Annotated in this window: 14 protein-coding genes, 1 tRNA gene and 1 pseudogene; 11 read left to right on the forward strand and 5 right to left on the reverse strand. The window is 54.6% G+C overall.

Annotation, left to right across the window (positions count from 1 at the left end; genetic code table 11):
• The first annotated feature begins 39 nt into the window (after positions 1–39).
• From RHH53_RS10815 to hmpF, 7 genes are all read left to right on the forward strand, one after another.
• Positions 40–549, forward strand: coding sequence for a TIGR02652 family protein (locus RHH53_RS10815; protein ID WP_206200155.1), 510 nt, complete (start codon positions 40–42; stop codon positions 547–549).
• A gap of 2 nt (positions 550–551) precedes the next feature.
• Positions 552–1,538: a thiamine-phosphate kinase gene (gene thiL / locus RHH53_RS10820; RefSeq protein ID WP_206201692.1), complete on the forward strand. Its 987-nt coding sequence runs from the start codon at positions 552–554 to the stop codon at positions 1,536–1,538.
• Between the two features lie 221 nt (positions 1,539–1,759).
• Complete coding sequence (locus RHH53_RS10825; RefSeq protein WP_310438525.1) at positions 1,760–5,179, forward strand: phycobilisome rod-core linker polypeptide; 3,420 nt, start codon at positions 1,760–1,762, stop codon at positions 5,177–5,179.
• 250 nt (positions 5,180–5,429) lie between these two features.
• Positions 5,430–6,173 carry a response regulator transcription factor RpaB gene (gene rpaB / locus RHH53_RS10830; RefSeq protein ID WP_149821735.1) on the forward strand — a complete coding sequence of 248 codons (744 nt, stop codon included), beginning with the start codon at positions 5,430–5,432 and terminating at the stop codon, positions 6,171–6,173.
• A gap of 18 nt (positions 6,174–6,191) precedes the next feature.
• Positions 6,192–6,992, forward strand: coding sequence for a hypothetical protein (locus RHH53_RS10835; RefSeq protein ID WP_302678285.1), 801 nt, complete (start codon positions 6,192–6,194; stop codon positions 6,990–6,992).
• Positions 6,993–6,997: 5 nt separating this feature from the next.
• The gene (locus tag RHH53_RS10840) at positions 6,998–8,194 is read left to right on the forward strand and encodes a homocysteine biosynthesis protein (RefSeq protein WP_302678286.1); all 1,197 of its coding nucleotides are present in this window, start codon (positions 6,998–7,000) and stop codon (positions 8,192–8,194) included.
• A 287-nt stretch (positions 8,195–8,481) separates the two neighbouring features.
• On the forward strand, positions 8,482–10,167 hold the full coding sequence (gene hmpF / locus RHH53_RS10845) for a pilus motility taxis protein HmpF (RefSeq protein ID WP_206200159.1): 1,686 nt from the start codon (positions 8,482–8,484) through the stop codon (positions 10,165–10,167).
• Between the two features lie 3 nt (positions 10,168–10,170).
• On the opposite strand, the gene RHH53_RS10850 is transcribed toward hmpF, so the two are convergent.
• The gene (locus RHH53_RS10850; RefSeq protein WP_302678287.1) at positions 10,171–11,172 is read right to left on the reverse strand and encodes a tetratricopeptide repeat protein; all 1,002 of its coding nucleotides are present in this window, start codon (positions 11,170–11,172) and stop codon (positions 10,171–10,173) included.
• A 232-nt stretch (positions 11,173–11,404) separates the two neighbouring features.
• On the opposite strand from RHH53_RS10850, the gene RHH53_RS10855 reads away from it, so the two are divergent.
• Positions 11,405–13,399, forward strand: coding sequence for an elongation factor G (locus RHH53_RS10855; protein WP_286625052.1), 1,995 nt, complete (start codon positions 11,405–11,407; stop codon positions 13,397–13,399).
• Here the strand turns inward: RHH53_RS10855 and RHH53_RS10860 are convergent.
• Entirely contained in the window at positions 13,396–14,244 is an 849-nt protein-coding gene (locus RHH53_RS10860; protein WP_206200162.1) for a glycosyltransferase family A protein, read from the reverse strand. The genes RHH53_RS10855 and RHH53_RS10860 overlap by 4 nt on opposite strands.
• 100 nt (positions 14,245–14,344) lie before the next feature.
• Between RHH53_RS10860 and RHH53_RS10865 the strand changes: the two genes are divergently transcribed.
• Both RHH53_RS10865 and RHH53_RS10870 read left to right on the forward strand, forming a co-directional pair.
• Positions 14,345–14,417: transfer RNA gene (locus RHH53_RS10865), tRNA-Glu, on the forward strand.
• Positions 14,418–14,513: 96 nt separating this feature from the next.
• Complete coding sequence (locus RHH53_RS10870; protein WP_302678289.1) at positions 14,514–15,677, forward strand: pyridoxal phosphate-dependent aminotransferase; 1,164 nt, start codon at positions 14,514–14,516, stop codon at positions 15,675–15,677.
• On the opposite strand, the pseudogene RHH53_RS13195 reads toward RHH53_RS10870, so the two are convergent.
• The 3 genes and pseudogenes from RHH53_RS13195 to RHH53_RS10890 all read right to left on the reverse strand — a co-directional run bounded on the left by RHH53_RS13195 (position 15,674) and on the right by RHH53_RS10890 (position 18,580).
• Positions 15,674–16,275: pseudogene (locus RHH53_RS13195) on the reverse strand (Uma2 family endonuclease). The gene RHH53_RS10870 and the pseudogene RHH53_RS13195 sit on opposite strands and share 4 nt — an antisense overlap.
• Positions 16,276–16,319: 44 nt before the next feature.
• Positions 16,320–17,216 carry an ROK family protein gene (locus tag RHH53_RS10885; RefSeq protein ID WP_302678291.1) on the reverse strand — a complete coding sequence of 299 codons (897 nt, stop codon included), beginning with the start codon at positions 17,214–17,216 and terminating at the stop codon, positions 16,320–16,322.
• The gene (locus tag RHH53_RS10890; RefSeq protein WP_302678292.1) at positions 17,213–18,580 is read right to left on the reverse strand and encodes an LCP family protein; all 1,368 of its coding nucleotides are present in this window, start codon (positions 18,578–18,580) and stop codon (positions 17,213–17,215) included. Before RHH53_RS10890 ends, RHH53_RS10885 begins: the two co-directional genes overlap by 4 nt.
• A gap of 191 nt (positions 18,581–18,771) precedes the next feature.
• Here RHH53_RS10890 and obgE point away from each other — a divergent pair, with 191 nt between their 5' ends.
• The gene (obgE, locus tag RHH53_RS10895) at positions 18,772–19,782 is read left to right on the forward strand and encodes a GTPase ObgE (protein WP_310743044.1); all 1,011 of its coding nucleotides are present in this window, start codon (positions 18,772–18,774) and stop codon (positions 19,780–19,782) included.

Below are 19,782 nucleotides of genomic sequence, written 5' to 3' on the forward strand. Positions count from 1 at the left end.
GATCGCGGTGGATTTGCTGCCGCTGTGTGGTAACTGTCCATGATCTCATCCGGCTCTCACTACCCGATCTTTGGTCCTGAAATTCGTTGTCCCCACTGTCGGCAAGTCATTCCCGCCCTGACCCTCACCGATACGTACCTGTGCCCGCGCCACGGTCCTTTTGAAGCTGATGCCAAAACGGGGGAATTAATGCACCTACAATCCGGCCGCATTTGGCGCCTCTGGAACGGCGAATGGTATCGCCAGCACACCCACCCCGACGGGATTCGCTTTGAAATTCACGATGCCCTCGATCGCCTCTACACCCAAGGCTACCGCGCCACCAAAGTCATTATTGCCGAACGCTATCGGGATCTCTTTTGTGCCTACCTCGAACGCAGCACCCCTTGGCGAGGCTCCACGGATCCCCAAATGCTGCGCCTCTTTGGTTTGCCCGTTGAGTTTAGCCCCCCCGCTAGCCAAGAGGAGCGCTGGGATGTGATTAACTTTGATCTCGAAAAAGAACCCGGCGCCCCCATTCGCCCCCCCTATTTTCGGATGTTTGACTAGTGATGCTCACCCTCACCGACTGTGGCGAACTGGAATTGATTGAGCGCCTGCGCCCCTATTGCCACAGGGAATTGATTGGCGATGATGCCGCGGTTCTGTCGCTACCCCTTGGGGAGCAACTGATTGTCAGTACCGATGTCCTAGTGGAGGGGGTGCACTTTAGTTTAGGCATGGGCGATACCCCTGTGACCATGACGCCAGTGGATGTGGGCTGGCGATCGCTGGCCGCCAATTTATCCGACCTTGCAGCCATGGGGGCATTGCCCTTGGGGTTAACGGTGGGTCTCGCGGCACCGCGCAACTGTCCTGTGGCAACAATTGAGGAGATTTATCAAGGCATGGCCGCCTGTTGTCAGGCCTATGGCACCAGCATTATCGGTGGTGATACCTGTCGCTCTAGCGTTCTCAGTCTCAGCATCACCGTCTTGGGCAGTGCGCCGCCAGAACGGATTATTTATCGCGATCGCGCCCGGGTGGGGGATGTCATTGTCGTGACGGGGGTTCATGGTGCCTCCCGCGCTGGTCTCGAGTGCCTTTTGTATCCGCAGTGGGCCAGTACTGTGTCCGCAGAACTACGGCAAGCGTGGATCCAAGCCCATCAACGCCCTCAACCTCGATTGGATATTGTGCAATGGCTGCGCCAACAGGTGCCCCCGCCGCGTCTGGCTGGCATGGATAGTAGTGATGGCCTCGCGGCAGCTGTCTTGCAACTCTGTCAAGCCAGTGGGGTGGGTGCGATTCTTTGGGCAGAGCAAATTCCGATGGTGGGCTATAGCGATCGCCCGCAGGCCTTGAACTGGGCACTCTATGGCGGTGAAGATTTTGAACTGGTGTTGTGCCTTGCCCCAGACTTGGCTCAAGAACTTTGTAGGGCAGCGGGTGAGCAAGCCGCCATTGTTGGGGAAATGATTCCTGAAAAGAGAGTGCAACTCAAGCTCAATGGTGAATTATTGCCCCTGCAGCCCGATCAACTTTTTCAGCACTTTTAGGCGATCGGTTGAGTGGGCGAATTAGTTGCCTGAAGCAGGCATGGGTGTTGAGGTCGGGCACCGCCGTCAAGGAATATTACAAAAATTCATAAAGCTTAGGGGCGATCGCCGATAAATCCCCATAAATTTATACATTTCTTAAAAAAATACCGAGCTACCCCCGAATCGTTCTAATCTAAGTTAGCGCGTTAACTAAAAGTAAAGGGAGCCTCTTAGTAACCATGGTTGTCAAAGCAAGTGGTGGAAGCTCGGTTGCCCGCCCGCAACTTTATCAAACAGTCCCCGTTTCAACGATTATTCAAGCCGAACAGCAGGATCGCTTCCTGAATCGGGGTGAGCTGGATGAACTCGCTGTTTATCTGCGCTCTGGGGCAAAACGCCTTGAAATTGCCACCACCCTCACCCGCAACGCCGACATCATTGTTTCCCGTGCTGCCAACCGCATCTTTGTCGGTGGTTCCCCCATGGCCTTCCTCTCCCGTCCCCAAACTGCAGAAGCCCCCCAATTCACCACTGGGGCAAGGGGCGAAGCCATTGACATGAAAGAAGCCATGAAGTTGGGAACCGCAACCTATGTGGACACCCGTGGTGGATTCCTAGAGGGCTTGCGCTCCGTCTTTAGTGCCTCTGGTGGTGGTGCACCCGTGGGCTTCAAGCCGATCAACATTGCCCGCTATGGCCCTGCCCGCATGGAAAAATCCCTGCGCGACTTGGATTGGTTCCTGCGCTATACCACCTATGCCATTGTGGCTGGCGATCCCAACATTCTGGCGGTGAATACGCGCGGCTTGCGGGAAATTATTGAGGCTGCTTGCTCCACTGATGCCACCATTGCTGCCCTACAGGAAATGCGGCGGGCGGCTCTTAGCTACTTTGAAAAAGACGCCGAAGCCAAGGGCATTGTGGAAACCTACTTTGAAGTTCTGATCAACGAATTTATTGCCCCTGCCCCCTCCGATAAAGTGCGGCAGCGCAACTCCACGGATCTTCAAGGTCTGCAACTACCCCAGATTTACTTCAATGCCGCCGAACGCCGTCCCAAATTTGTGATGAAGCCGGGGCTATCCGCTGCCGAGAAAAACGAAGTGGTCAAAGCCGCCTATCGGCAAATCTTTGAACGCGACATCTCCCGTGCCTACGGCTTGGGCATCTCTGACCTAGAATCCAAGGTGAAAAATGGCTCCATCTCCATGAAGGAGTTCATCCGCCAACTGGCCAAATCGCCCCTCTATCGCAAAAACTTCTACGAACCCTATATCAACAGCCGTGCCCTAGAATTGGCCTTCCGCCATATTTTGGGTCGTGGGCCTTCGAGCCGTGAGGAAGTGCAAACCTACTTTGCCATTATTTCCAAAGGGGGTCTTCCAGCCTTAGTGGATGCCCTTGTGGATTCCAAGGAATACAGCGACTACTTTGGTGAAGAGACGGTGCCCTATCTGCGGGGTCTGGGTCAAGAGGCTCAAGAGTGCCGCAACTGGGGTGCCCAACAGGATCTCTTCAAGTACAGTGCTCCCTTCCGTAAAGTCCCGCAATTCATCACCACCTTTGCCGCTCAGGATCAGCCGCTGCCGGATCAACACCCCTACGGTGCGGGCAACGATCCCTTGGAAATTCAGTTTGGCGCCATCTTCCCGAAAGAGAAGAAAAATCCCAATGCTCGCCCCCAACCCTTCAACAAAGACACCCGCCGCATTCTCATTACGCGCGGGCCAGGGATCAACAATCAGGTGAGCAATCCCGCAGCGCGTGGGGTCGCCCCCGGCAGCCTAGGGCCAAAAGTCTTCAAACTGGATCAGCTTCCCAGCATCAATGCCCGCATTGGCAAACGCTCGATCGCGACGGGCGGCGACAGCGTCAAATTTGCTGAAAGTTCGACCCAGCGGGTGATTCGTGCCGCTTATCTGCAAGTCTTTGGCCGCGATGTCTATGAAGGGCAGCGCCAAAAAGTGGCCGAGATCAAACTGGAAAATGGTGAAATCTCTGTGCGTGAATTTGTGCGGATTTTGGCCAAGTCAAACCTCTTCCGCAGCCTCTACTGGACACCGCTGTACGTCACGAAGGCGATTGAATATATTCACCGTCGCCTCTTGGGTCGTCCCACCTATGGTCGCCAAGAGATGAATACCTACTTCGACATTGCCTCGAAGAAAGGTCTCTATGGCTTAGTGGATGCGATCATTGACAGCCAAGAGTACAGCGAAGCCTTTGGCGAAGATACGGTTCCCTACGAGCGCTACATTACGCCCCAAGGTCTGGCTCTGCGATCGCTCCGCACTGGCACGATTGGTGAAACTGGCGTACCCCCTGAAAAAGAAGAAACACCTCGCTTTGTCGAACTGGGGGCGGTGACCGAACTGCGAACCGAGCCAGCAATTCAGTTCCGTGCCAATCAAGGGGTGAGCAAGCGCCGCGACCAAACCAAGGTCTTTAAGCTCACAGATCTCAATGACAAGCAAAATCTGCAACTAGTGATTCAGGCGGCCTATCGTCAGGTCTTTGAGCGGGATGTGGCGCCCTACATTGTCCGCGATGAATTTACTGCCCTTGAATCGAAGCTCAGCAACGGCGAGATTACCCTCAAGGAGTTTATCGAGGGCTTGGGTTGCTCGGAACTCTATCAGAAGGAGTTCTACACCCCCTACCCCAACACCAAGGTGATCGAACTGGGCACCAAGCACTTCTTAGGTCGAGCGCCCCTTGATCAAGCGGAAATTCGCCGCTACAACCAAATTCTGGCCACCCAAGGCTTAAAGGCCTTTGTCCAAGCCCTCGTCAGTAGTGCTGAATACGCTGAAGCCTTTGGTGAGGATACGGTGCCCTATCGTCGCTTCCCCACCCTGCCGGCGGCCAACTTCCCCAACACTGAGAAATTGCACAATCAACTCACGAAGCAAAGTGATGCGATTGTCGTCCCCAGCTTTGCACCCGTGAAACCTCGCCTCGATAACACGAAGCTGCCGCTCCTCAGTCGGGCGATCGCCGAACAAGAGGCCGAAGCGCGTCAAGCGGATCCCAGCAAACCCCGCTTTATCGAATTGGGACGCTCCTTCCGCAATGGCGATGGTCAATCGGTGGAAGTGGGGGTCGGTACCACCCGTCGCCGTCCTGCTCGCATTTTCCGCATGACCGTGGGTGCCCCTAGTGCTGAAGTGGAACTGGTGATCAATGCCATCTACTGCCAAGTGATGGATGTCTTCAGTGGCCAAGTGCCCAGCCAGTTCCGGCGCCCTGATCTCGAGAGCCGCCTGCGCAACGGTGAAATTACGGTTCGCGAGTTTGTGCGTACCTTGGCCAGCTCGGAGATCTATCGCAACCGCTTCTACACCCCCTATCCCAACACCAAGGTGATTGAATTCCTCTTCCGTCACCTCCTCGGTCGCGCCCCGGCCACCCAAGCGGAAATTCGCCAATACAACAAAATCTTGGCGGATCAAGGCCTCAAGGCTGCTGTCGAAACGATGGTGAATAGCCCTGAGTACAGCCGCTACTTTGGCGAAGATGTCGTGCCCTACAAACGCTTCCCCACCCTGCCAGCGGGCAACTACATTGGCAGTGTCAAGGCCGAGGCCGACTTGGTGAAGCAGTCTTGGTCAAGCCTCTCGCCCTCGTTGGTGGGGATTCAGCCAAGCCACCGCGACTAGGGAACGCTGCCACTAACCACTGGTGAATCAATACACTAGCGGATGCTCTTGCAGGGGTGTCCGCTTTTTTTCTCGACAAGACCACATTAAAATATCTTAAAGATTCTCAATTCTGAAAAATCGGCAAAATCCTGTCCTAGTGAGGGCTGGGAGTCTTTCTATAGCCAGTAAAAAAATGATAGAGTACAAAAAATTCACATTTTAATTTCTTATCCATTACTGTTCTCATTGAGTAGGAGTGTCCGTTACTTTGGAGAGCCACAAAGAAAAGATACTCGTTGTTGATGATGAAGCGAGTATTCGCCGCATTTTAGAAACTCGGCTGTCAATGATTGGCTATACCGTCGTCACTGCTGCCGATGGCGAGGAAGCCCTGACCACATTTCGGCAGGAGCAGCCAGATTTAGTAGTGCTTGACGTGATGATGCCCAAACTCGATGGCTATGGCGTCTGTCAAGAACTGCGCAAAGAATCCGATGTCCCCATCATTATGCTCACTGCCCTTGGCGATGTCGCCGATCGCATTACAGGGCTGGAACTGGGCGCCGATGATTATGTGGTCAAGCCCTTTTCCCCCAAGGAGTTGGAAGCCCGCATTCGCTCGGTGCTGCGACGCATTGAGAAAACTAGCACCTCTGGTATCCCTAGCTCTGGGGTGATTCAGGTGGGCAATATTCGCATTGATACCAACAAGCGCCAAGTCTATAAGGGGGATGAGCGCATTCGCCTCACGGGTATGGAATTTATGCTCTTGGAATTGCTGGTGGGACGCTCGGGGGAACCCTTCTCACGGGGAGAAATTCTCGAGCAGGTGTGGGGCTACACGCCAGAACGCCATGTGGATACGCGGGTGGTGGATGTCCACATTTCCCGCTTGCGGGCTAAGCTAGAGGAAGACCCCAGTAATCCAGAATTAATTTTGACAGCACGGGGAACAGGCTATCTCTTTCAGCGGATTACTGAACCGGGAGAAGCAAGCAACAAAAATTCTTAACTGGCTTGAGGGTGGGCCATGCTTCAAAAACGCTGGCGCTGGTCAGAAGCTGTGGGTCTAGGTCTGACGGTTGTGGCCTTGAGCATTATTGCCTTTATGCAGCAGGATGCCCTGCGTCAGTTACAGGCTCAAACGGGAGAACAATTCACTGATGCTGAATATGAGCGCCAGAATGCCCAGACCATTACACAGATGCGGCTTTTGGCAAATCTCCCTTCCTTTGGTTTTGACAATTTAGTTGCCGATTGGGCGTTTTTGCAATTTTTGCAGTTTTTTGGTGATTCCGCTGCCCGCCAAGTCACGGGTTACGACGATGCACCTGCTTTCTTTGCGGTAATTATCGCTAAAGACCCCCGCTTTGCCCCAACCTATCCCTATCTTTCAACGGCAATTACGGTGTATGCAGGACAGCCGCAAACCTCTGTGGCCTTGATGGATCGGGGTCTGGCAGCGATGGATCCTGCCTATCAACCGACAGCTTACTTGGCATGGGTATTTCGGGCGATGGATGAATTGCTCTTTTTGGGCAAGGGGCAAGCGGCAGCAGAGTCCTACGATCGCGCGGCGGCTTGGGCAGAAATGAATCCAGATCCACAAGTCCGCGCCGCAGCAGAGTATTATCGCTCCTTGGCACAAACCCTACGGCGGGATCCCGATAGTCGGATGGCACAGATCAATGCCTGGATTTGGGCACTGGTGAATGCGGTCAGCGATCGCTCGCGACAAACGGCCATCGAGAATATTGAACGTCTAGGAGGTAAGGTCTCACGGCTGCCTGACGGCACTTGGCAAATCCGCCATCCTGAAGATCTGCGGTAACGCCTGTGGAACGCACGATTGCCGAAATCAATGAAAAGATTACAGCAGGCAAAGCCACCGTTTGGACATTGGCAGAACTCAAAGCCCGCCTTGAAAGCTTGAGCATTGCGGAAGCAACGCGCCAAGTGGATGTGATCACGACGGGCACGTTTGAACCCATGGAATCGTCTGGGGCGATGATTAACTTGGGGCCGACGGATCCACCGATTAAACTGCGGCAGTGTTGGCTCGATGGCATTCCTGCCTACAGTGGTTTTGGCGCCGTCGATCTGTACTTGGGGGCAGCCCAATCGCTGGATCCCAATTCCGAAGCGGGCGAAGCCGACAGTCTGCGGGAGCGCGGGGGGGGCCATGTCATTGCCGATTTGATTGCGGGTAAAGCCATTCCCCTACGGGCAGTGGGCTATGTCACGGATTGTTATCCCCGCGCCAGTTTAGAAACGGTGATTAGCAAAGAGACGATCAATCAGTTCTATCTCTATAACCCCCGCAATCTTTATCAAAATTTTATTGTCGGTGTCAATGGGGGCGATCGCCCGCTCTATACCTACCTTGGTCCGCTGCAACCGCAACTGGGGAATGCTGTCTATGCCTGTGGCGGTGCCCTTTCACCTCTATTGAATGATCCCTACTTGCGACTGGTGGGGATTGGCACGCGCATTTTTCTCGGCGGTGGCATTGGTTATGTGGCGTGGGAAGGCACTCAACACTTCCCCTTGCAAAAACGGTTGGCCAACGACACCCCCATTGGTCCAGCAGCCACCCTTGCCCTGATTGGTGATGCCAAGCAAATGGATCCCTTTTGGGTGCGCGGTTGCTATTTCAAACATTACGGTGCCTCCCTGATGTTGGGAGTGGGCGTGCCCCTGCCCGTCTTAGATCAAGACGTTATTGCCCGCTGTGCCATTCGTGATGAAGACGTGGTTGCCCCAATTATTGACTTTTCAATTCCCCGCCGCGTGCGTCCCACCTTTGGCATGGTCAACTATGCTCAACTCAAGTCAGGCAAAATCAAAATTGAAGGCAAAACTGTGCGCACTGCTCCCCTGACGAGTCTTTACTTTAGTCAGCGCATTGCCGAAGTCCTCAAAGACTGGATCCACAGTGGTCGTTTTACCCTCACAGAACCCGTTGCCCCCCTGCCGCGCGATCGCGTCTTTTTGCCACAGCAACCTTGGATGCCCGCTGCCAGCGATGATTAATGACATTAATGACTTTTGGCGGGTAGCAACCCTCCTTTCGCTATAATGACCAATAGTTCAACCACCTTGGCCTTGGCAATTCTCCAGTCCCCGACCGAGTGATTCAGGCCACTGCTGAACACTTGCCGATGGGTGTTTAATAAAAATATAGGGTTCTGGATTCCAGCGATCGCGGACAGACGAAAAGTTGCATCCTTCACTCACTTAATTTCGTCATGCGTATTATTACGGTTGTTGTATGTTCTAGTTGTGTGTCAGTCTCAGCGTTAGGGTAGAGGTCAAGGGCTGTGCAGTATCTTGCCGAGGTGATTAAAAAAACGGGTTTCATGGGGACGAAATCCGAGTTGAAGTTGTTGATGCGTGAGCAGTCGGGCTACTGGCACCCTGTCCCCCAAAACGAAGAAACCATTCCCTTTGACAACAGTCGTGACTACGGCAATGGTGTGTTGGTCTTTGTTGAAATGGCCGCCAACCGCCAGATTCAAAACGTGGATGAAGCAACGCGCCGTCTCACCGGTATCTTGCACGGCTTCACACGGATGCGTGAGCGCTTCCAAAGTCAAGAGGAAGAAATTGAGGGCTGGAAGCAATCCCTCTCCTATCAAGCAGAAGCTCTGAACCAACGGGAACAGGAATTTGAGCAGCGCAGAGAAGAACTCCAAGAACTAGAGGCGCAACTGGCCGGCGCTGAAGAGCAGCTAGCACAACTCAACAAATTGCGAGAAGAATTGACCGCCGAGGAACAGCGGATTCAAGCAGAGCGCCAAGCCCTTGAAAATTTACGCCACCAAGTGCACCAAGAGCAGCAGCGCTGGGAACAACTTAAATCAAGCCACAGCGTTGGCCTATCCCCAGAGCAAATTCGCCAAGTGGACTCGATTTTGCGGCAGTTGGCAGAGACCCTCAACAGTGGTGGGCGTCCTCAAATCGCGGAATGTTTTCAAATTTTAGACCAGCAGCAGGCCTTGCTGAGTCAATACTGGCAGCAACTGGAGCAACTGGAGCAGGAGCTGAGTCAACGGCAAGCTGCCCTAGAGGAACAACTGCAAGCCTTCCATGCAAAGGAGGAGACGTGGCGCACCGCCCAAGAACAATTTTGGCAAGACAGTCGGGCGATCGCCCTGCAGGAGGAACTCTGCCGCTACAAACAGTCCGTGCTTGAAAAAGAACGTCACCTCCTTGCCCAACAGGAGGAAATGATCCAGCAAATGCGCCAAGCCATGGTCAGTGATCTCACAGAGGCCGTGGATGTGAATGCCCTGATGAAAATGCCCATGGAGGAACTCGAAAAAGAAGTCGCCAACCGCGGTAATGACCTCAAACGTGCCTCTGCCTTTGTCAACGATCAAGAAGAAGAGCTAAAAATGGCTCTGGAGTCCTTAGCAGAACTGGAGCAAAAAGTCAAAGACGCCAGTGATTTCGATCGCCTGCAACTGGCAGGAGAACTGGAGGACGAACGCCAGCGCTGTAATCTGCTCAATCAGGCGCTTGAAGGACAGCGGCAAAATATCCGTGAAAAAGAAGCGATCTACAAAATCCACAAACAAGTGCTAGAGGCGCGCAAAGATCCCGCCTCCCAACAGGGCATTAGCCTCATTCCCATCCTCAGTGAACTGGAGCGCCAGTTTCAAGAGTACAGTGTGGCTGTCAATCAACTCGCGGAAGAATTGCAGCAGGCCTATACTGATCTCGAAAGTCTGCGCCACGACCTTGAAGAGCGCCGCAAACTGCAACAGCAGCAAAAAGATCAACTCAGTCAAGAAGAACAGGCACTGATTGAAGAGCAACGGTTACTCGCTGCCAAGCGCGGCCAAGCGAATCTACTGCGGGAGATTTTACAGCCCGTTCAAGATCGCCTCAATCACCTGCGCCAAGGCCTAGAGGGACTAAACCAAAATATCCTCAATGGCCGTCCCAGTGCTCTCATTTCTGAATTGCAGCAGGTCGTCATGAATCTAGGGCAGGGGGCTTAGTCGCTAATTGCGCTGCCGCATCGCGTCTCGGACTTTGGTTTCTCCTGCGCGGTTATTTTGCTCACGGTACAGTTTCAAAGCCACTTGATAGGCACTGCGAGCCTCCTGCCGCCGCCCTTGCGCTGCCAAGGCTTTGCCCAAGCGATAAAATCCCTCGGGATCTCTAGGGTTGATCTGCGTAGCTTGACGATAAATTGCCGCCGCTTCAAGGGGGTTGTTCTGCTGCATTAACAACTCGCCAAAGCTAAAGTAGGTGGCTAGCCGTTCGCGTTGCAAAGTGATTAGGCGGCGATAGGTTTGAATGGCTCGCTCGGGTTGATTCGCCGCAACGGCCAGTTCAGCCACCTGTTGTAGCAGATCCGCATCCCGCTGACCCAAGTTAGCGGCGCGATCAATCGCTTGCCAGCCATTGCTAGGATCGCCGGCGGCCAGAAGTGCCATCCCCAAGTTGAGTTGAATCGAGGCATTGCCGGGGGCAAGGCTTGCCGCCTGTTGCAGACTACTGAGGGCTTCAGGAATATTGCGTTGTTGGAGCAGCAAAACGCCTAATCCCTTTTGAGCCGCCCAATTGCGGGGGTCAAGACTGAGGGCGGAGCGGTAGGCCTGTATAGCGCCTTGGGGATCCCCCATGCGGGCGAGAATCACCGCCAGTCCTTCGTAGGATTGGGCATTACGGTTATTCAGGCGAATGGCTTGGCGGTAGGCGGCAGCAGCCCCGTGGTTTTCCCCCATCATCCCCAGACTGTAGCCGAGGGCATAGTAAAAATCAGCGTTTTGTTGATCCAGCTCAATAGCGCGTTGGTAGGCACGGGCGGCTTCGGCAAATTGTCCCTGCTGGGCATAGATGTAGCCAATGGCAGAATGCACGCGGGGATTACGGCTCTCGCTCTGGAGCAGTTGCTGATAAATGGCCAAGGCTTGGGCATAGTTTCCTGCTTCCACTAGCCGTCGCCCTTCTTGCATCAGCGTGCTGACTTGGCTATTGGCGTGTACTGGCGATGCCATCCAAAGGCCAAGACTGGCAATACTAGCCCACAAAAGGGAATTGAAGCGCATCGTGAGTGAGTCCTCCTCGCAAACATTAACCCCAACTTAACGGTTGTTTACAGCTCTCTTAAGAGATACTGCAAATTCCGCCAAGGGCGATCGCCAAGGGTTAAGAGATCTAGTTAAGGCAAACTAAGGCTCTATTCTGGACAATTTTGACCCGAATGGCAAATCAAAAGGTAGGTGTGCGATGGCGAGACGATGCAACATTGCCCTTGTGGGCAGCTACAACAGTGGCAAAACAACCCTTGCAGAAAGCATTTTGCGCCTTACCCACGCCACGAGCAGTAAGGCCAGTAGTCTTCTAGATACCAGCCCTGAGGCTCGCGATCGCCAAATGGGGGTAGAACTGAATGTCGTTCATACCCAGTATGGAGACTTGGAGCTGACGCTTCTCGACTGTCCCGGCTCGGTGGAATTGCTGCAAGAAACCCTCAATGCCCTCGTGGGGGTGGATATGGCGATCGTTGTCTGTGAACCCCTGAGCGATCGCGCCTTTACCCTAACCCCCCTGTTCAAATTCCTCGATGACTGGCAGATTCCCCATATTCTTTTTGTCAACAAGATGGAGCGCGCCCATGACCCCTACATGGAGATCCTCGCGGCCTATCGCCAAGTTTCCAGTCGCCCCTTGGTACCCCACCAGTACCCCATTTGGCAGGGGGATGATCTCTTGGGCTACATTGACTTGGTGACGGAGCAGGCCTATCACTATCATGCGGGGGCAGCGGCGGATTTAGTTCCCTTTCCTTCGGAATTACAAGCCGTTGAACAGGCGGCGCGGGCGGAGCTACTGGAGGCTCTAGCCAACTATGATGACCACCTTTTGGAAGAACTCCTTGAGGATATTGCGCCGCCAGAAAGTGAAATCATGGCGGATCTGCGCTGGGAGTTGGGAGCCGATTTAATTGTGCCCGTCTTTTTTGGCAGTGCGCAAACGGACTACGGTGTGCGCCCCCTATTGGCAGCCCTTGATCGCGAAGCACCCGATGCCACAGAAACTGCTGCCCATCGCCAGATCAATGGTGAAGAACCCCTCGCCCAAGTGCTGAAGACCTTCTATCTACCCCAAGGAGGCGGCAAGCTCTCCCTCGTTCGGGTCTGGCAGGGTACCTTGACCGATGGTATGAGCTTGAATGGGGTGCGCGTGGGGGGTATCTACCGTGCCCAAGGTACACAACTGGAATCCTTGGGACAAGCCACAGCGGGGGACATCGTTCTCTTGGCGCGGCTAGAGGGCATTCGTACGGGTGAGACCCTCAGTATCAATGGTCAGGCGGTGCCTTTGCCCTGTGCCCCCCAACTAGAACCCGTCTATGCCTTGGCCATTACCCCCAGTAAACGCAGTGATGAGGTGAAGCTCACCAGCGCGCTGCAAAAACTCCTTGAGGAAGATCCGGCGCTGCGCTGGGAACAGCATGGCGATACCCATGAAATTATTCTCTGGGGACAGGGTGACATTCACTTGCAGATTGCCCTTGATCGCCTGCGCCGCAAATATAACCTACCGATGCAAACCCATCTCCCCCAAGTCCCCTACAAGGAAACCATTCGCCGCAGCACGAAAAACAGTCATGGCCGCTATAAACATCAAACCGGTGGCCACGGCCAGTTTGGCGATGTCTACCTCGATATTGCTCCCCTAGAACGCGGCAGCGGCTTTCAATTTAGTGAAACCATTGTCGGCGGCGTTGTGCCCAAGCAATATATCCCCGGTGTCGAGCAAGGGGTGCGGGAATTTCTCAACCAAGGACCGTTGGGATTTCCGATCGTGGATGTGGCGGTGACCCTCACCAATGGCTCCTATCACTCCGTGGATAGCTCTGAGCAGGCCTTTCGCCAAGCGGCTCGCCTCGCCATGCAAGCGGGAATTCCCCAGTGTGAACCGCAACTCCTAGAACCCATCATGGCAGTCCAAGTGTGGATGCCCCAAGCTTTTACGGCTAAGGTGATGCAGGCGTTGACGGGGCGGCGCGGTCAGGTTTTGGGCTACAGCAATAAGGAGGGTTGGCCCGGCTGGGAACAGATTGAGGCTTATTTACCCCAAGCCGAAATGCATGACTTTGTGGTGGAGTTGCGATCGCTGACAATGGGCACAGGTGGCTTCCATTGGCAATTTGACCATCTTCAAGAAGTACCGGAGAAACTGGCCGCGACGATTGTCCAGCGCCACAAAAAAGCCTAGGCTACCAGTTGAGCCGCCTTGGCCTGCAATTCCTGAAGTCGTGTGGCCATAATCTGCTGAATCTGCGCCTCCTGCTGGCGATCGCTCGCATCCAGATCATCAGCCACGGTGCCGGGAGCCGCTTGGAATTTCTTGAGTTGACGGTCAAAGAAACTATTGGGAAAGCGGCGATACTCAACGGTCTGCTGCTGGAGGTGGGCAGTGTGGCAAAACTGGTGCAGCCAATGGGCATAGGCCACATCCTCAGCCCCATAGCGAAATTGGCGAAACACCTCCTCTTCGGGAAAGCCGCCAATAAACTCATGGACTTCGCGGCGCACGGCGAGATTGAGCACCAGCGTTTGCTCGAGGCTTTTGTGCCAGTAGGGATGCAGGCGATCGCGACAATAGACCCCCGTGCGTACCGCCCCAAAATACGCTGGGGCATAGGGTGCGGGTAAAGGCTGATTCAACACCGATAGGGCTAAAAACAGATGCTCAGGGCGGTAGAGATCATCGGCATCACAGAAAAAAATCACCTCCCCTTTGGCCAAGCGCACCCCCATGTTCCGCGCTGCCGCAATCCCAATATTCGTCGGCAAGCCCACCAATTGTAGGGGCACGGCATTCGGCCATCCTGCCGTCGCCACATCACAGGTGTGATCCGTTGAACCATCGCTAATCAGGATGAATTCCCCCGCAGTGGCGTAGGGGAAGTGCTGTTGGAGGTAGCGGCAACTGGCGGCAATGCTCTCAAGGGTTTCCCGAAAGACCGTTTCTCCCCGTTGGGTCACCACATTGTAGGCGGGCATCACAATCGAGAAGGAACGTAGGCCAGCAAGTTCCACAGCAAGTCCCTCAGTCACTCGCCCTCATTTTCTCCCTAGGAGCGGCTGCGATGCAAAAATTTCCCGAGGGGTTGACAAACGCTCAGGGCATTCGCTACATTAACTAATGCTGAGTCTTGCCCCCATCGTCTAGAGGCCTAGGACACCTCCCTTTCACGGAGGCGACGGGGATTCGAATTCCCCTGGGGGTATCCTCCATTGGCAACCTCAACGTGAACGGTCGATATTTGATTCGCCGCTCCCCTGCCAAAGTGCCACAATACGGAAAGTAGTGCAGGAGACAAAGGATGGACTGGGCAACGCGGGTGATGCGGGTCACGCCGTCGGTAACGCTGGCGATTGATGCCAAAGCCAAGGCAATGCGCGCAGCGGGAGAGGATATCTGTAGCTTTAGTGCGGGCGAACCCGACTTTGACACCCCTGCCCACATTCGTGAGGCGGCAAAAGCAGCGCTCGATCAAGGCAAAACCCGCTATGGTTCGGCGGCAGGGGAACCGGCCTTGCGGCAGGCGATCGCCACCAAGCTCAACAACGACAACCACCTGCCCTATCGCGCCGAAAATATCCTAGTGACCAATGGCGGCAAGCAAGCCCTCTTTAACCTGATGCTAGCCCTAATCAATCCCGGCGATGAGGTGATTATTCCTGCCCCCTACTGGGTGAGCTATCCAGAAATGGTGCACTTGGCCAGTGGCACGCCGGTGATTGTGACAACCACTGCGGAAACCGGCTATCGGATTACCCCTGCCCAGCTAGAGGATGCCATTACCCCCAAAACACGGCTCTTTGTCCTCAACTCCCCCAGCAACCCCACGGGCATGGTCTATACCCCCGAGGAAATTCGCGAACTAGCGGCAGTCATTGTGCGGCATCAACTGTGGGTGATCTCCGATGAGATTTACGAGAAGATTCTCTACGATGGGGCTGAACACCTGAGCATCGGTGCTGTCAGTGAGGCGGCCTTTGAGCGAACCATTGTCTGTAGTGGCTTTGCCAAGGCCTATGCGATGACCGGTTGGCGTGTGGGCTATCTGGCAGGGGCAACCGATGTCATTAAAGTCGCCACAAAAATTCAGAGCCACAGCACCTCAAATGTCTGTACCTTTGCCCAATACGGTGCCCTTGCGGCTCTAGAGGGAAGTCAAGCCTGTGTGGCCGAAATGGTGGCCGCCTTCCGCGATCGCCGTGCCTGTATCTATGAACGCATTTCTGAAATTCCTCGCCTGCGCTGTCTCAAACCCCAAGGCGCCTTTTATCTCTTTGTGGATATTAGCGAAACGGGTTTAAGTTCCGTAGAGTTTTGCGATCGTCTGCTGGAGGAAGAAAGAGTGGCCACGATTCCCGGTAAAGCCTTTGGCATGGATGATCACATTCGCCTCTCCTACGCCACAGATTTGGCCACCATTGAAAAAGGCCTGACGCGACTGGCAAAATTTGTCGAGCGGCTCTAAATCCACAACTGCGCCATCGGTAGGAGAAACCCCGGCATCACCTCACTACAATCAACCACCTCAGGGGAGTCCAAAACCACCACTTCCGCTTGGGGACGATAGAGTGCCACTTGACGGTCTTGGGAATTGATCAGCAGCCCCAAGCGCACCCCCAGTCGCCGATACTCCTGCATTTTGGCGCGTAAGCGGTCAATCGCATCCGAGGGCGATCGCAACTCAGCAACGAAATCCGGCACGATGGGGATAAAGCCCGTCAGAGCAACGCCCTCTAGGCGGGGGCTAGCAATCCAAGAGACATCTGGGGAGAGTTTGCCGCCCCCCAAAGCTGTAAAGTCATAGCCCGTTGAGGAATCAAAGGCACGCCCCAGTTGCGTTTGCCGGTTCCAAAGCCCCACTCCACAATCAGCTCAAAATTTTGGGCACCTGTTTGCTCCCCCGTTGGCGGCATGACAATCAATTCTCCAGCCTTGGTCAATTCTAGGCGCAGATCAGGATTATCGCGGCAGAGCTGATCAAACTGCTCTGGGGTCACCTGCACCGTTGCATTGCGGACATTGAGCAGCAGCGGCGAGCTATCCACGGCTGTCGTAGAAGTCATAACAGTTGGTTCAAGCCGAATAACTTGATCCTAGCGAAGGCGACTTAGAGATGGTCTTTGACGTATTTCCACGCTAGTTTGGCTGCACCGACGATGCCCGCGTGATTGCCAAGGGTGGCTCGCAAACAGTGGAGGTTATTGCGGGAGGTGGGCAGCACCCGCTCTTCCAATTCAGCAATCATCGAGGGAAAAAAGAGGTCACTGGCGGCACTAATCCCCCCACCAATAATCACTGCTTCGGGGGTGAGGACATACACAAGGCTCGCAATGCCAGCGGCTAATTCACGGCCATAGCTTTGCCAGAGGGCGATCGCCTCAGGGTCACCATTGTTGGCTCGCTCTGCCATCTCATGGGGTTCACAGCCCCAGCGCCGCCGCAGGGCTTGGGCAGAAACATGTTGCTCAAGGGAACCGCGATTGCCACTGTTGCAGGGAGGCCCTGTGTAGTCGAGGGTAATCAGCCCCAACTCGCCGGCGGCGCCATCCCGACCGACAAAGAGATCGCCATTGAGGATGATCGCACCGCCGACCCCCGTCCCCAAGGTCAGCAAAATTAGATCCTTAAACTGACTCCCTGCCCCTAGCCATGCTTCTCCGAGGCCGGCACAGTTGGCATCGTTACCAATCACGGTGGGCTTGCCCGTCAACTGTTCGAGGCTGTCGCTAATGGGCACTTCGTACCAGTCAAGGTTAATCGCACGGCGGGCAATACGACCAGTGGCATCCACAGGCCCCGGTATCCCCATCCCGATCGCCAGCGCCCGATCCTCCCCATCCAGTTCTTTAATCCCCTGCACAATGGCTTTAATCACCCGTTCTGGAAAGGGGGGCTGAGGGGTCGGCAACGTCAGGGCATTGAGGCAATCTCCCTTGGGACTAAAGCGCCCCATTTTGATGGCAGTGCCACCAAGATCAACACCAATCACGTAGGGTTCACTCACAGAGATTTTGTGGGTCTCAATTGCAGGCGATCGCGGGCATCGTCGCCCAGTTGAATCGTCACATCCGATGCTAACACACCTGTACTCTCCACCCGCACTTCACCAAATCCCAGCAATAGCTGCACCCGCCGCGCTGCCGCCAAATCCCCCTGCTGAGCAATGATCCGTGTCATCGGGAGCGGTTGGGGCAATGGCTCTGCCAGCAAAGGATCAGGGTAACCGGCGGTTTGCAGTTGCTGACTCAGACGCATGACCAATGATTCTGGCAGGGTGGTATTTTGAATCGCAATGCGCACCTGGGCAGGGGGGGTCAAACCCGTCTCGCGCGGATCAGCCGTGGGAGTATCGCGGAAATAGTGATCCGTCAGCCAAGCAATCCGTTGGTAATCGGGCAACCAATAGCTCACTTCCACTTCATCGGTGCTGCCATTAAAGTTCCCCGGCAGCATCAGAAACTCCACCCGCGATCGCGGCAAGCTAGTGAGGAATTGCCCCAAGCTCATCAGTTCCTCAACCGTTAAATTGGTATCCAAGTTTTCGCGAATAATACTGAGAAGCTGGGGGGTACGGGCAAGGGTTTCGGGGCGAGCCGTTTGCTCCATTAGTGTCCGCAAAAACATCTGTTGTCGCTGCACGCGGCCAATATCGCCAAGGGCATCGTAGCGAAAGCGCAGAAATTGTAGGGCTTGGTTGCCATTCAGGTGTTGTCGTCCGGGCTGCAAATCAATGTAGAGGCGCTGACTGTCATCCCGATAGCGCATGGCTGTGGGTACATCCACTGTCACCCCCCCAAGGGCATCAATGAGTTTCTCAATGCCTTGAACGTTAATGCGCAAATAGCGATCGATGGGCACATCCCCCAGCAAATCACTCACGGTTTCCGCCGCCAGTGCGGGTCCACCGAGGGCATTGGCTTCGTTAATTTTGGCGTCGCCTCGGCCGGGGATAAAGGTCAGCGTATCGCGGGGAATTGACAACACCACTAACCGTTGCTGCACTGGGTCAAAACGCACGAGTAGCAGTGAGTCCGATAGCCCTTCAACGGAATTCACTAGGGCATGGTAGGTAAGGTTGGGGTCAGGCGGTTCATCTAAGTCGGAGGTTAAAACCTTGGAGCCAATGAGCAGTAAATTCAAGGGTTGATGGAGCCTTGCCCCTGTCCAGCGATCGCCCCGTTGAAACACCTGCCACTCCCGACTGCTGAGCGATCGCTGCATAAGCGGTGTACTCTGACTCAATAGCCCCCAGAGTGCCCCCAAGCTGCCGGAGATTAAGGCAACCCCTAGCCACAACACCAGTCGCCAAAATAAAACCCCTTCTTCAGGCGGAGCGGGTCGTCGTCGGTGTTGCCATCGAATAAACACTATTGCCTCGGCACACTAAAATTCCCTTAAGCCTACCATATAGCCCTTTTCTCCTATGACGTACATGAAGCGTCTTCGATACGGAGTTTCACCCTTTGGAGCCGGTGTCATCCCTGTAAAAAGAACTGTCAACAAGGTGGCAGGATACAATACTCAGATACCCAACCTATACGCAACCGATTGCGGCCAAAATGCAATTTATTGACCTTGCCGAAATTCATGTCAAAGCTGGAAAGGGGGGCGACGGCATTATTGCCTTTCGCCGTGAAAAATACGTGCCTGCGGGAGGCCCCTCAGGGGGGAATGGTGGCAATGGTGGGTCAGTCATTCTCAAAGCGGTACCCCATTTACAAACGCTGCTGGACTTTCGCTATGCCCATGTCTTCAAAGCGGACAATGGCCAACGGGGCGGGCCGCATAACCGTACGGGTGCCTGTGGTGCAGATTTAGTGATTGAAGTGCCCTGTGGCACCATGGTTTGGGATGCCGAAACCGAGGAATTGCTGGGAGACCTCACCACCCCCGGTCAAACGCTGCTGGTGGCTAAGGGGGGCAAAGGGGGTTTAGGGAATAAGCACTTCCTGAGTAATCATCAACGGGCACCAGACTATGCCCTACCGGGGCTAGAGGGGGAAGAACGGCATCTCCGACTAGAACTCAAACTACTGGCGGAAGTGGGCATTATTGGCCTGCCCAATGCCGGTAAATCCACCCTAATTTCGGTGTTGTCGGCAGCGCGACCGAAAATTGCCGATTATCCCTTTACAACCTTGGTGCCCAATTTAGGTGTGGTGCGCCAACCCAATGGTGATGGAACCGTGTTTGCTGATATTCCCGGTCTCATTGCCGGTGCCCATGCGGGGTTGGGGTTGGGGCATGAGTTTCTCCGCCATATTGAGCGTACCCGTCTGCTGCTGCACTTGATTGATGCCACGGCTGAGGATGTGGTGGCTGCTTACCAAACCATTCGCGATGAGCTAGTGGCTTATGGTCACGGCTTGGCCGATCGCCCGCAAATTATTGCCCTCAACAAAATTGATGCCCTAGAACCTTCCCAAATTGCTGCAGTTGAAGACACCCTTACTGCCTATACCGGTCAACGGGTTTTTGCCATCTCTGCGGTGGCGCGTCAGGGGTTAGAGCCTCTCTTAGATGCCATTTGGCAGGAACTGGGGGTGAGCGTTTCCCATCAGTATTCTTGA

Origin of the sequence: Thermosynechococcus sp. PKX82, from assembly GCF_031583255.1 — a bacterium.
Classification (GTDB): Bacteria; Cyanobacteriota; Cyanobacteriia; order Thermosynechococcales; family Thermosynechococcaceae; genus Thermosynechococcus.